Consider the following 11746-nt stretch of genomic DNA (forward strand, 5'->3'; position numbering starts at 1 on the left):
CGCCCATGTCGTATGTTCGCTCAAAGGCACTGATCGCCGCGCTAACGATCGTTGGTCTGGCGATGCCGGCGAGCGCCGCGATGACGGTCGGCACCTTCCTCGCCCGCGCCAACGCGTTGCGCGACCAGGGCCCGATGGCGCTGATGTCGCCAGATTTCCCCGCGCTGAAGGCCGAGGCAAAAGCCGCAACCAATCAGCTGGAAGCCGAACGCGCCGCCCGCGTGGCCGCCGGCAAGCCACCGATCGCGTGCGTTCCCGAGGGCGAATCGGTCGGCATCATGGACATGCTCGATGGTCTCAACGAACTCCCTGCCAGCTACCGGCAACGCCCCCTCAAGGACGGCTACGCCCGGGTATTGGCGAATCTGTACCCCTGCCGCTGAGAGGGCACATGTAAGCGGGCTAAGCGGAGGGGGCTCAGGTCTCACCGCACGCGCGGTCCGCCACTTCGGCCCACTCCTTCACCCAACCAGGATGCCTCTCCAAGTCGTTACCCGCCCCAAGCCCGTCACCCCATCGGAAGCTGGGGTATCCCAGTTGGCTGGCGATGCGACCCGCGCCATGAGATCCCAGCTTTCGCTGGGATGACGGCGAGGGGGAGGGCGCCAGTTTCCGCGGGAATGATGAATTCGGTCACCCGCCCCAAGCCCGTCACCCCAGCGGAGGCTGGGGTATCCCAGCTGGCTGGCGACGCGACCCGCACCATGTGATCCCAGCTTTCGCTGGGATGACGCAATTGGAGAGGTCCCGATTTTCGCTGGGATAATGAATGCGCTTGGATAGCGGATCCGTCAAAATGAGGAATTTGCTCAAATGACGGAACGACAAGCTTCAGCCCCGCCCCAGCTCCCGACCTAATCCGTCAACCCGTGCAGCAACAGCAGCACGATAAACGCCAGCAGCACCGTAAACGCGAACGTCAGCAGCGCCACCGTGCGCCACGCCGCCGATCGCTTCCGCAGCGAATACGCCCCGCGAAGCTGCGCGAACATGTGCACCGGCGGGATCACCACCGCGGCCAGCCTGAGCGTCGCGTCGGGCACGCCTATCAGGTGTCCGACGATCAGCGCGATCGTCAGCAGCATCATGAACGCAAGCGAGTAGGTTACGAAGATCGCGTGGTCGTACAGATGATGCTTGCGGCGCCACAGGAAGAGCAGCGCCAGGAACGGCACCGATAACGGGATCAGGCCCCAGCTGTATTTATACGCGCTGGTCTGCAGCTTGTAGATCATCAGGCCGGGATTTTCATTGGCCTTGGCGATGCCGTGGTCGAGCCGCTCCCAGCCGGTCTTGAAGTCTCCCAGGTCGACGGCCGGTCCGTGACTGCCGCCGCGCTTCATATCCGTCGCGACGCCGAGCGCGCGGATCGTCGTGCGCAGCGCCGCCGCGCGTTGGTCGAGTTCGGCGATCGGTGGCCCGGAATACGCTCTATCGCTTGTCGCGGCGGCCCTTTGCTCGTTGATCGTGGCAAGCGCCGCGCGCGCCTTGCTGGCTTCATGGGCATAGTCGGACGTTGCACCCGGCCGTTCGTCGTTCACGATCGCATCCGCGAGTTCGCCGCCGACCGCGCCGATCGTCGCGAACATCAGGAAGACGGTGAACAGGAACAGCGCGAGCGGAGACACGAACCGCGCCCGCTCGCCATTGACGTAGCGGCGCGTGAGCGTGCCCGGATGCAGGATCAACAGCGGCAACGTCCGCCAGATCTTGCCTTCGAAATGGAAAACGCCGTGCGCGATCTCATGCCCGATCCCGCCCAGCGACCGGTGAACGTGCGCAGATTGCCCGCAGGCGTGGCAGTGTTCGCCTAGCAATCGCGTCCCGCAATTCAGGCAGAGCGCATCGCCCGGACCGGGGCCCGTATGCGCACCTTTGGCATCTCCCGCCCCTGGTTCGATCGCGCGTCCGACAAGGACATCCGTGGCGCTGTCCGCCGCTGCCCCAATATCCCCGGTCATGCTACCCCCCTGTAATATCGGGAGCGTAACGAGTTCGCGGCGTTGGCGCGAGGGGCTTCGCATGCTACCGCGCGGGCCATGGCCGATGCAGAAAATCCGACTGAAATGATCGCTGAAATGGGCCGCCGCGCGCGCTCTGCCGCGCTGGTGCTGGCGGCGATGCCGTCCGAGCGCAAGGCCGCGGCGCTGGTGTTGGCGGCAGAGGCGATCCGGGCGACATCTGCGGAAATCGTTGCGGCGAATGCGGAGGACATGACGCGCGCGACTGCGTCGGGGCTGTCGGGCGCGCTGCTCGATCGGTTGCGATTGGACGAGGCGCGGGTCGCGGCAATGGCCGACGGGGTGGCGGCAGTCGCCACGCTGGCGGATCCGGTTGGGCAGGTGATCGATGCCAGCGAGCGGCCGAACGGCCTGAAGCTCTCGCGCGTCCGCGTGCCGATCGGCGTCATTGGCATCATCTACGAAAGCCGGCCCAACGTCACGGCGGACGCTGCGGTGCTTTGCGTAATGGCTGGCAACGCCGCGATTCTTCGCGGTGGGTCCGAGGCGGTAAACAGCAACCGCACTATCCATGCGGCGCTCGTCGAGGGCCTGAGAGCGGGCGGCGTGCCCGTCGATGCGGTCCAACTCGTACCCACGACCGACCGCGCGGCAGTCGGCGCGATGCTGAAGGCCGACGGGGTGATCGACCTCATCATCCCCCGCGGCGGCAAAAGCCTCGTCGCGCGTGTCCAGGCCGAGGCGCGTGTGCCGGTGCTCGCGCATCTCGACGGCATCAACCACGTCTATGTCGATGCCTCGGCCGATCCTGCGATGGCAGCGGCGGTCGTCGTCGATGCAAAGATGCGCCGCACGGGTGTGTGTGGCTCGATGGAAACGCTGCTGATCGACCGGGATTACGCAGAGGCTCCCGCCTTGATCCGCGGTCTGGCCGCGGCGGGGTGTGAGGTCCGCGGCGACGCAAGTGCGTGCGCGCTCGTTCCCGAGATCGCGGCCGCGTCCGGCACCGACTGGGACACGGAATATCTCGACGCGATCGCTTCGGTCGCCATCGTTGACGGACTGGACGCCGCGGTCGCGCACATCGCCCGCCACGGCTCTCACCATACCGACGCGATCGTCGCCGAGGATGCGGCCGTGGCGGAGCGCTTCTTGAACGCGGTCGACAGCGCGATCGTCCTCTGGAACGCCTCCACCCAGTTCGCCGACGGCGGCGAGTTCGGCCTCGGCGCGGAGATCGGCATCGCCACCGGCCGCCTCCACGCCCGCGGTCCGGTCGCGCTCGAAGGCCTCACCACCTACAAATGGATCGGCCGCGGTACCGGCCAGGTGCGCGGTTGATAATGCGCTGGCAGAGGCATATCCTCGCCGCATGACAGAGCGTGCTTCGCTGACCCTGGATCTCGACGCGGAGTCGCTAGCATCGCTGAAGGCTGCCGCCGCGTGGCGTGATATGACGGTCGATGCGTATGTGAAATCGGTCGTCGAGACTGCGACGCGAATGGATATCGAGCTTGCAGCGTTCGTGCAGGAGGGCATCGACGATATCGATGCTGGCCGTTCTTATACGCAGGAACAGGTCGAAGCGTGGTTCGAGGCGCGTCACCGCGACATAGCGGCCGAGTGAGACGTGCGATCTGGTCCGCCTCGGCGCTCGCGGACCTGGGTGATATAGACCGCTATTTTCAAGGCTATTCGCCGGACTTCGCGCGTAGGGTCGGCGCAAGCGCGATCGGTGCTGCTCGGCTATTGGCCGGCAATCCTTATCTCGGGCCGACCTTCGGGGGCGACATCCGAAAATGGTCTATTCGCGGAACGGAATATTTCATCCTCTATCGTCCCTTTCCCGGCGGCATCGATATCGTTCGCGTGATGCACGCGCGACGTGATGCTCCCCGAGATTTATGACCCACGTCGGCATCCTCGGCGGGTCGTTCAATCCTGCGCACCGCGGCCACCGCGGCATAACGTTGGCTGCGATCGATGCGCTCGCGCTCGACGAGGCGTGGTGGCTGGTATCCCCTGGCAATCCGCTCAAGGACGCCGCCAACGACATGGCGCCGCTCCCCGCGCGCCTCGCCTCCGCGCAAAACATGGCCCGTCGCGCGCCGATCCGCGCGACTGATATCGAAGCGCGGCTTAACACCCGCTACACGCTCGACACGATCCGGAAACTCAAGCGGCGCTACCCGAAAATCCGCTTCATCTGGTTGATGGGGGCGGACAATCTTGCGGACTTCCACCGCTGGAAAAACTGGCGCGCAATCGCCCGCGAGGTTCCGATTGCGGTAATCGCGCGTCCGGGATATGACGGGCGCGCCCTCGCGGCCCCCGCGATGGGTTGGCTGCGGCGCTTCCAACGGCGCACAGACCATGCGAAGAGCTGGACGACGTGGAGATTGCCGGCCCTTGTGCTGTTGCGCTTCCGACCCGACCCGACCTCCGCAACCGGCCTGCGTGCCAAAAATCCCGACTGGTTCCAGCACGTTGCTGGGCCGCCCGACCGTTCCGGCAGGTTGCCGGATTGATAACCTTACCCAGGAGCTGACTTGGCCACTTCCCCTACTGCCCCTCGCGCGACCGACCCCGAAGAGGTTGAGGCGCTGCATCGCCTGATCCTCGCGTCGCTCGACGACGACCAGGCGGTCGAGACCATCTCGATCCCGCTCGCGGGCAAGACCAGCATCGCCGACTACATGGTGATCGCCAGCGGTCGTTCGACCCGCCAGGTCGCCTCGATGGCGCAGAAGCTGGCCGAGCGGATCAAGGCCGAGTTCAAGCGCCCGGTGAAGATCGAGGGGCTTCCCACGGCCGACTGGGTGCTGATCGATGCGACCGACGTCATCGTCCACCTGTTCCGTCCCGAAGTCCGCAGCTTCTACAACCTTGAGCGGATGTGGGCGTTCGGCGACGCACCGACGCCGCCGCCGGTGCCGACCTACACCGACGAAGACTGATACGGCCCAGAGGCGGCGATGCTGCTGCACATCGTCGCCCGCGGACGGATCGGGCGTTCACCTGAAGCCGACCTCGTCGATCGCTATCTGAAGCGGATCGTCTGGCCGACCAAGGTCAGCGAACTCCCCGACACCGGCGGCAAGATCCCGGTGGTCGGCGAGCAGACCAAACGCATCCTGCTCGACGAGAAGGGCGAGACGCTGTCCTCGACCGCCTTTGCCCACAAGCTCGAACGGTGGCGAGACGACGGCGTGCGCGAGGCGCGGTTCATGATCGGGGCTGCCGACGGTTTCGACAACGCAGCGCGCGACGAGGCGGACCTGCTCTTCTCGTTCGGCCGCGCGACGTGGCCGCATCTGCTGGCACGCGCGATGCTGGCCGAGCAACTCTTCCGCGCGACCAGCATCCTTGCCAACCACCCCTATCACCGCGAAGGGTGATGCATGAGAATAGGGGGCGTTCTCGCGATCGCGGCGCTGTTCGCGACGGCGGGCGTAACGGCACAGACTGACGCGCCGGAATTGGCGACCGAACAGCAACGCCTGGTTGCGGCAAAACGCGATGCCGCGATCGCCACCGCCCTTGCCGCCAAGCTCGCCGCAGCCGCCACTCAAGAACGCAACGCCGCCGACAAGGCGCGGCGCGAGGAGCAGGCGTTGGCCGCCCGCGTCACCGCTGCCGAAGCGAATCTAGCCACTGCGAGTGCCCGCGTGACACTCGTCGAGCGGCTGCTGACCGATCAGCGCGCCAAGCTTGGCCGGGCGCAAGCCCCCGTCGCCCGGCTCCTCGCGGCGTTGGAATCGCTCGCCCGCCGCCCGACGATCGTCGCGGTCGCGCAGCCGGGGTCGGTCGACGACCTCGTCCATGTCCGCGCGGTGCTGGGCAGCGCGCTTCCCGTCGTGCGCCAGCGCACCGAGGCAGTCCGCACCGAACTGGTCGAAACCCGCCGCCTGCAAGCCAGCGCCACGCTTGCTGCCAAGGCATTGGCAGACGGCCGCGCGCGGCTGGAGAACGACCGCATCGCGCTGGCCAACCTCGAAGCCCGCCATCGCCAGCGCAGTCAGACGCTCGGCCGCGGTGCGCTCGGCGAGTCCGATCGCGCTCTGGCGCTCGGCGAACGTGCGCGCGACCTCGTCGACGGGATGGCAGCCACGACCAATGCCAAGGCGGCCGCGGCAATCCTGATCGCACTCGCTGGTCCGATCCCGCGCCCGATCGCGCCTGGCACGATACCCCCGGCGCCCCCGCGCGGCGTGTATCGCATGCCGGTAGCGGGCAAGCTCGTCACCGGTTTCGACGAAGTCTCCGACGCCGGCGTCCGATCGCGCGGCCTGACCTTCGCAACCGCCCTCCGCGCGCGCGTCGTCGCACCCGCGGGGGGCGTGGTCCGCTACGCGCGGCGTTTCCGCGATTATGGCGTCATCGTCATCATCGACCACGCCGATGGCTGGACCAGCCTCGTCACCGGCCTCGCCGCAACCACGGCAAAACCCGGCGACCGCGTCGCGATGGGCGCGACCATTGGCACCGTCCCCAGCGAAGATCCGCGCATCACCGTCGAACTCCGACGCCGGGGCCGGCCGGTCGATGCGGCGTCACTGATAGGGCCGCGCTGATCGGCTGAGCCGGTCAACGCCTGACTTCGTGGTCGAAATTCGCCAAAACCACCCTGTCACCCCGGACTGGTTCCGGGGGCCACCGTTCCGCGATCCCAATTCTATCGAGTGTGCGGAACCGCGGATGCCGGAACGACCCGGCATGACGGAGCATAACAGGTACGTGCCGCGCCAAAACGACCCCCGGTCAGCCCCCATTAACCCTCATCAGTCTTCACTCCGCGCGCGCGTTGCCGCCACCACGTCATTACGCTACGCCGTCACGACTGTATGACACGTCACTTCTCAGGTTGCAGGACCATCGATGCCCCGTCCTATTCGTGCTCCTATGCTTACCGCGACAGCGATCGTCGGCGCGTTAACGCTGATCCCGCTCGCCACCTCTGCGATGGCGGCGGTCGACACCGACACGTACCGCGAGTTCGACCAGTTCCTCGACGTCTTCAACCGCGTCAAGGCGGAGTATGTCGACAAGGTCGATGACAAGACGCTGATCAAGGGTGCGATCCAGGGCATGCTCGCCAGCCTCGATCCGCACAGCTCGTATGTCGATGCGCTCGACTACGAGAACCTCCGGATCATGACCGAGGGCAATTACGGCGGCCTCGGTCTGACCGTGCAGATGGAGGACGGCGCGATCAAGGTCGTCTCCCCGCAGGAAGATTCCCCCGCCGCCCGCGCAGGCGTCAAATCCGGCGATTATATCACCCACATCGACGGCAAGCTGATCTACGGCGATTCGCTCGACGAGGCGGTCGGCAAGATGCGCGGCAAGCCCGGCAGCAAGATCACGCTAGGCCTCGTCCGGCCCGGCCGCGACAAGCCGCTCGACGTGACGATGATGCGCGAGATCATCGTCCAGAAGCCGGTGAAGTGGGAAGTCCGCGGCGACGTCGGCTACATCAACATCAACACCTTCAGCGAGAACACCGGCGCCGACACGCGCGCGGCGATCATGGCGATCGACAAGTCGCTCGGCCACCGTCCGCTCGGCTATGTTGTCGACCTCCGCGAAAACGGCGGCGGCCTCCTGACGCAGGCGATCGAAGTCAGCGACGCGTTCCTCGACCACGGCGAGATCGTCTCGCAGCGCGGCCGCGAGAAGACCGACATCGAGCGTTATTATGCGAAGCCCGGCGACGACGCGCACGGCTTGCCGGTCGTCGTCCTGACCGATCCCGGCACCGCCTCCGCGTCCGAGATCGTCGCCGGCGCATTGCAGGATCACCACCGCGCGCTGATCATGGGCGAGCGCAGCTTCGGCAAGGGCTCAGTCCAGACCGTGCTCCAGCTCGGTCCCGAGACCGCGCTCCGCCTGACCACGGCGCGCTATTTCACGCCATCCGGCCGGTCGGTGCAGGAGGGCGGGATCGAGCCCGACATCAAGGTGCCGCAGCTTACCGACCCCGACTACAAGTCGCGCCCCGTGTTCCGCGAGGCGGATCTTCGGAAACACCTGATCAACGAGGTGAAGGCTGACAACGCGGTGCTCGAGGAGGATACCAAGACGGATCCCCGCTTCTCGCAGACCCCCGATCAGCTAAAGAAGCAGGGTATCGACGACTTCCAGCTCTATTACGCGCTGAAGACCGTCGCGCGTCTCGGCGGCCCTGTGCAGGTTGCCGCCGCCACCAAGCCGCGCCCGATCAAGCCTGATCCGACGGCGACCGTCGACGCAACCAAGGCGCCCACCAAGTGAGCGTGCGTCGCGGCCTTGGCATGACCAAGAACGAAGAAATCGCGCGCGCCATCGCGCTCCTGCTGCCGGCGTTCCTGCTGCTCGGCGCGCTCGGTTCGCAATATCTCGGCGGGCTGTACCCGTGCGAGATGTGCCATTGGCAGCGATGGCCGCATTATTCCGCGGTGCTGATCGCGGGCGCGACGTTCTTCGTCCCCGGCCGATCGTTGCGAGCGTCGCTGGTCATCATCGCCGGGCTGCTGATCGGGCTCAGTGGCCTGATCGGCGTCGCGCATGCCGGTGTCGAATATCATTGGTGGAACGGCTTCACCGCCTGCACCACGACCGTCTCGATGGCTGGCACGACCGCGGCGGAGCGTCTCGCCGCGATCATGAACGCGCCGATGGTACGATGCGATTCGCCGCAGTGGAAACTGCTCGGCATTTCGCTTGCCGGCTTCAACGCCATCTTTTCCCTCGTCGGCGCGTTCACCATATTCGCACTTATGAGGAAGACGAGATGAGCGGCTGGAAACCAGGCGACGCCAAGCGGGCGACGGACTCCATGATCCGGGTCGATCAGGCCGGTGAATACGGTGCGATCCGCATCTATGCGGGCCAGTTGGCCGTGCTAGGCGACCGCCACCCTGCCGCGCGCTCGATCCATCACATGGCGCAGCAGGAGGAACGCCACCGCGCGTTCTTCGACCGGATGATCGTCGAGCGCCGCGTCCGCCCGACGGTGTTGCAGCCGATCTGGAAAGTCGCCGGCTTTGCACTCGGCGCCGTGACTGCGGCGATCAGCCCGCGTGCAGCGATGGCGTGCACCGCGGCGGTGGAGACGGAGATCGACAAGCACTATGAGGAACAGATCGTTCAGCTTGGCGCCAGCGATCCCGAGCTATCGGCAGCGATCCTCGATTTCCAGGCTGAGGAAGTCGAGCACAAGGCTACCGCTATTGCAGCGGGCGCGGAGGAAACGCCGGGCTATCCCGTGTTGAGCGCTGCGATCCGGCTTGGCTGCAAGGTCGCCATCGCTACCGCCAAGCGGATCTGAGATACGGCCGGTAATGAGAATACGGATTGTGGGAGTGGTGCGTATGAAGATGCTTTTTGCGGCGGCGTTGATCGTCGCCGGGCCCGCGGTGGCGCAGACGGCTCAGCCTGCGCGCCCTGCACCGCCCACGCTGGCGCAGTTGCCCGCCAAGGCGCCGACGCTGGCCCCCGCCTTGCCCGGCGCTTCAGGCAAGGCGAAGACGATCTCCGTTCCCGGGGAAGTCTCGCGCAGCGCGCCGATCAACGGCGTGCTCACCTTGTTCGGCAACGAACGCTGCCCGACCAACCAGAACGGCGAGGAGATCGTCATCTGCGTCCGCCGCAGCGCGCAGGAGCAATACCGCGTGCCGAAGGAACTCCGCGAATTCGTCGTAACGCCTGAGAATGCAAGCTGGGCGACCAAGGCGCAGGGCACGATGGACGCAGGGTCCGGCGTCAACACGATCGGCAGTTGCTCGGCCGTCGGTGCGGGTGGTGCAACCGGTTGCTTCGGCCAGCGCGTTCGCGAATCCCGCCTGGAGAACAAGACGCGCGCAGCGGAAGTGCCGGTTCTTCCCTGACGCTCTCAAGGGATGGCGCCCCTTCTTTCCCCTTCCTAAAAGGGAGGGGCAGGGGGTGGGTCGGCGCCCCCGAGCGACAACACAGGTAGCAAAAGCCCCACCCTTCCAGGAAGGGTGCCGTCCCGATCATCTGGTGGTCGGCCCGCACCCACAATCTCGCATGCCACCACAGCGTTTTTCGTTGCGTGGTCACGGGCGCGCCGCGGATCGCTGGCGTCTTCACCTTTCCGCTCAGTGCATGCTCGGCACCCGGCTGTTTGCCTGACGGGCCCGTCTCTCTGGCGCGCGCTGTCCTACGAGGGCGTGACATGATGCACGGATGACGTCGGCAGCCTCCCAGGCGCGATCCTTCCTACCGTCTGCCACCGCGCGCCGTCGGTCGGGAAAAATGCTGCGCGAGCGTCTATACTTCCTATACTTCACTCGCGCGCTGCCCTTGGCCGGTACGGGATTGGCCGGGTATTCCCGGAAATCTGGACGAACACGAACCACACTCTCCGCGATTTCCCCTCGCTAGGAACACCGGCATGACCCAACCTTTGCGCATCGCCTTCCTGCTGTTCCCCAACGTGACCCAGCTTGATCTGACCGGCCCCGCGCAGGTCCTGTCGCGGCTGGGCAACGCGCGGCTCGATCTGGTGTGGAAGACGCTCGATCCGGTGCCGACCGATGCTGGCTTCTCGATCCTGCCGACCGCGACGTTTGCCGACGTGCCGCGCGCGGACATCCTCTGCGTGCCCGGCGGTTTCGGCATCAACGGCGTGATCGCCGACGATGAAGCGATAGCGTGGGTCCAGGCAGTAGGCGCCGAAGCGACTTGGGTGACGAGCGTCTGCACCGGCTCGCTGATCCTGGGCGCGGCGGGATTGCTCGATGGCTACCGCGCCGGGTGCCACTGGGCGCAGCGCGACATGCTGACGCTCTTTAACGCAATCCCGGTCAACGCGCGAACCGTGGTCGATCGTAACCGCGTGACCGGCGGCGGTGTCACCGCAGGGATCGACTTCGCCCTGACGCTGACCGCGATGATCCGTGGCGAGGCACACGCGAAGGCTGTCCAGCTAAGCCTGGAATATGATCCAGCGCCACCGTTCGATAGCGGCTCACCCACGAGCGCTGGCCCGGAGATCGTCGCGGCGTATCAGCGCCGCGTGCAGTCGCTCGTCCCTACGCGCGACGACGACCTTCGCGCGCTGGCGAAGAGCCGCGGTTACGCCCGGGACACTTAAGGGTGACGCTTCAGCCCGCGCACCCGGTGCCAGATGTAGAAGGCGACGAGCGCGATCAGGACGATGCCGATCAGCAGGTCGGCGCTATGGAATGCGGCCTTCACGCGCGGATCGCTATCCCATTTGTCGCCGAGCTTCATGCCGAGCCACGCCAGCCCGAAGCACCAAGGCCATGATCCGAGGAAGGTGTAGACGTGGAACGGCACCAGCTTCATCCGCGCGACGCCGGCGGGGAAGGCGATGAACGAGCGGATCACCGGCAGCAGGCGGCCGATCAGCACCGCCATCGAGCCCCAGCGCGCGAAGAACCGGTCGGCTGCATCGAGCTCGCCCGGCCCGATCAGGACGAACCGGCCCCAGCGCTCGGCCATCGGTCGGCCGCCGCGCTTGCCGACCTCGTACGCGACGATCGAGCCGAGATTGCACCCGATCGCGCCTGCGGTTGCGGCCAGATACAGATCGAACCGCCCGGTCGAGACCAGGTAGCCGGCGAACGGCATGATGATCTCGGACGGCAGCGGAATGCATGCGCTTTCGATCGCCATGAGCAGGGCGATGCCGACATAGCCACCGGACGAGATGACGCCGATCGTGAAGGTGGCCAGGACGGCCAGGATCTTTTCGAACATGGAACGGTCGATTGCGCGAACCGGGCGACGAAGGGAAGAGACATTCGGAACCGCGCGGC

15 protein-coding genes are annotated in these 11746 nt (G+C 66.2%); 13 read left to right on the forward strand and 2 right to left on the reverse strand.

Features of this window, described 5'->3' with window-relative positions; translation table 11 throughout:
• The first annotated feature begins 5 nt into the window (after positions 1–5).
• On the forward strand, positions 6–383 hold the full coding sequence (locus AC1MLZ_RS14705) for a hypothetical protein (RefSeq protein ID WP_480959120.1): 378 nt from the start codon (positions 6–8) through the stop codon (positions 381–383).
• A 471-nt stretch (positions 384–854) separates the two neighbouring features.
• On the opposite strand, the gene AC1MLZ_RS14710 is transcribed toward AC1MLZ_RS14705, so the two are convergent.
• On the reverse strand, positions 855–1961 hold the full coding sequence (locus AC1MLZ_RS14710; RefSeq protein ID WP_480959121.1) for a DUF3667 domain-containing protein: 1107 nt from the start codon (positions 1959–1961) through the stop codon (positions 855–857).
• Between the two features lie 78 nt (positions 1962–2039).
• Between AC1MLZ_RS14710 and AC1MLZ_RS14715 the strand changes: the two genes are divergently transcribed.
• The 12 genes from AC1MLZ_RS14715 to AC1MLZ_RS14770 all read left to right on the forward strand — a co-directional run bounded on the left by AC1MLZ_RS14715 (position 2040) and on the right by AC1MLZ_RS14770 (position 11058).
• The gene (locus AC1MLZ_RS14715) at positions 2040–3302 is read left to right on the forward strand and encodes a glutamate-5-semialdehyde dehydrogenase (RefSeq protein WP_480959122.1); all 1263 of its coding nucleotides are present in this window, start codon (positions 2040–2042) and stop codon (positions 3300–3302) included.
• 31 nt (positions 3303–3333) lie between these two features.
• Positions 3334–3588 (forward strand): hypothetical protein, encoded by a 255-nt coding sequence (locus tag AC1MLZ_RS14720; protein ID WP_480959123.1) that lies wholly within the window; start codon positions 3334–3336, stop codon positions 3586–3588.
• Entirely contained in the window at positions 3585–3869 is a 285-nt protein-coding gene (locus AC1MLZ_RS14725; protein WP_480959124.1) for a type II toxin-antitoxin system RelE/ParE family toxin, read from the forward strand. Before AC1MLZ_RS14720 ends, AC1MLZ_RS14725 begins: the two co-directional genes overlap by 4 nt.
• A complete protein-coding gene (locus tag AC1MLZ_RS14730; RefSeq protein ID WP_480959125.1) occupies positions 3866–4489 on the forward strand; it encodes a nicotinate-nucleotide adenylyltransferase in 624 nt (207 codons plus the stop codon). Before AC1MLZ_RS14725 ends, AC1MLZ_RS14730 begins: the two co-directional genes overlap by 4 nt.
• 21 nt (positions 4490–4510) lie before the next feature.
• Entirely contained in the window at positions 4511–4918 is a 408-nt protein-coding gene (gene rsfS / locus AC1MLZ_RS14735; protein WP_332799233.1) for a ribosome silencing factor, read from the forward strand.
• An 18-nt stretch (positions 4919–4936) separates the two neighbouring features.
• Positions 4937–5359 (forward strand): 23S rRNA (pseudouridine(1915)-N(3))-methyltransferase RlmH, encoded by a 423-nt coding sequence (locus AC1MLZ_RS14740; RefSeq protein ID WP_480959126.1) that lies wholly within the window; start codon positions 4937–4939, stop codon positions 5357–5359.
• Positions 5360–5362: 3 nt separating this feature from the next.
• On the forward strand, positions 5363–6535 hold the full coding sequence (locus AC1MLZ_RS14745) for a murein hydrolase activator EnvC family protein (protein WP_480959127.1): 1173 nt from the start codon (positions 5363–5365) through the stop codon (positions 6533–6535).
• A 328-nt stretch (positions 6536–6863) separates the two neighbouring features.
• A complete protein-coding gene (locus AC1MLZ_RS14750; RefSeq protein WP_480959128.1) occupies positions 6864–8234 on the forward strand; it encodes a S41 family peptidase in 1371 nt (456 codons plus the stop codon).
• A 20-nt stretch (positions 8235–8254) separates the two neighbouring features.
• On the forward strand, positions 8255–8737 hold the full coding sequence (locus tag AC1MLZ_RS14755) for a disulfide bond formation protein B (protein ID WP_120299750.1): 483 nt from the start codon (positions 8255–8257) through the stop codon (positions 8735–8737).
• A complete protein-coding gene (locus tag AC1MLZ_RS14760; RefSeq protein WP_480959129.1) occupies positions 8734–9270 on the forward strand; it encodes a demethoxyubiquinone hydroxylase family protein in 537 nt (178 codons plus the stop codon). The genes AC1MLZ_RS14755 and AC1MLZ_RS14760 overlap by 4 nt, the downstream gene beginning before the upstream one ends.
• Before the next feature lie 43 nt (positions 9271–9313).
• Positions 9314–9829, forward strand: a complete 516-nt coding sequence (locus AC1MLZ_RS14765) for a hypothetical protein (protein ID WP_480959130.1) — start codon at positions 9314–9316, stop codon at positions 9827–9829.
• A 527-nt stretch (positions 9830–10356) separates the two neighbouring features.
• Positions 10357–11058: a DJ-1/PfpI family protein gene (locus tag AC1MLZ_RS14770; RefSeq protein ID WP_480959131.1), complete on the forward strand. Its 702-nt coding sequence runs from the start codon at positions 10357–10359 to the stop codon at positions 11056–11058.
• On the opposite strand, the gene AC1MLZ_RS14775 is transcribed toward AC1MLZ_RS14770, so the two are convergent.
• On the reverse strand, positions 11055–11687 hold the full coding sequence (locus tag AC1MLZ_RS14775; RefSeq protein WP_480959132.1) for a DedA family protein: 633 nt from the start codon (positions 11685–11687) through the stop codon (positions 11055–11057). The two genes, AC1MLZ_RS14770 and AC1MLZ_RS14775, sit on opposite strands and share 4 nt — an antisense overlap.
• Between the last annotated feature and the right edge of the window lie 59 nt (positions 11688–11746).

Source organism: Sphingomonas sp. PEI4, from assembly GCF_056679955.1.

Excerpts from the sequence above, each read along its gene's own strand:
- AC1MLZ_RS14705 (WP_480959120.1), top strand. The coding sequence starts at position 6 with ATGTCGTATGTTCGCTCAAAGGCACTGATCGCCGCGCTAACGATCGTT.
- AC1MLZ_RS14710 (WP_480959121.1), bottom strand. The coding sequence starts at position 1,961 with ATGACCGGGGATATTGGGGCAGCGGCGGACAGCGCCACGGATGTCCTT.
- AC1MLZ_RS14715 (WP_480959122.1), top strand. The coding sequence starts at position 2,040 with ATGGCCGATGCAGAAAATCCGACTGAAATGATCGCTGAAATGGGCCGC.
- AC1MLZ_RS14720 (WP_480959123.1), top strand. The coding sequence starts at position 3,334 with ATGACAGAGCGTGCTTCGCTGACCCTGGATCTCGACGCGGAGTCGCTA.
- AC1MLZ_RS14730 (WP_480959125.1), top strand. The coding sequence starts at position 3,866 with ATGACCCACGTCGGCATCCTCGGCGGGTCGTTCAATCCTGCGCACCGC.
- AC1MLZ_RS14740 (WP_480959126.1), top strand. The coding sequence starts at position 4,937 with ATGCTGCTGCACATCGTCGCCCGCGGACGGATCGGGCGTTCACCTGAA.
- AC1MLZ_RS14745 (WP_480959127.1), top strand. The coding sequence starts at position 5,363 with ATGAGAATAGGGGGCGTTCTCGCGATCGCGGCGCTGTTCGCGACGGCG.
- AC1MLZ_RS14750 (WP_480959128.1), top strand. The coding sequence starts at position 6,864 with ATGCTTACCGCGACAGCGATCGTCGGCGCGTTAACGCTGATCCCGCTC.
- AC1MLZ_RS14755 (WP_120299750.1), top strand. The coding sequence starts at position 8,255 with ATGACCAAGAACGAAGAAATCGCGCGCGCCATCGCGCTCCTGCTGCCG.
- AC1MLZ_RS14760 (WP_480959129.1), top strand. The coding sequence starts at position 8,734 with ATGAGCGGCTGGAAACCAGGCGACGCCAAGCGGGCGACGGACTCCATG.
- AC1MLZ_RS14765 (WP_480959130.1), top strand. The coding sequence starts at position 9,314 with ATGAAGATGCTTTTTGCGGCGGCGTTGATCGTCGCCGGGCCCGCGGTG.
- AC1MLZ_RS14770 (WP_480959131.1), top strand. The coding sequence starts at position 10,357 with ATGACCCAACCTTTGCGCATCGCCTTCCTGCTGTTCCCCAACGTGACC.
- AC1MLZ_RS14775 (WP_480959132.1), bottom strand. The coding sequence starts at position 11,687 with ATGTTCGAAAAGATCCTGGCCGTCCTGGCCACCTTCACGATCGGCGTC.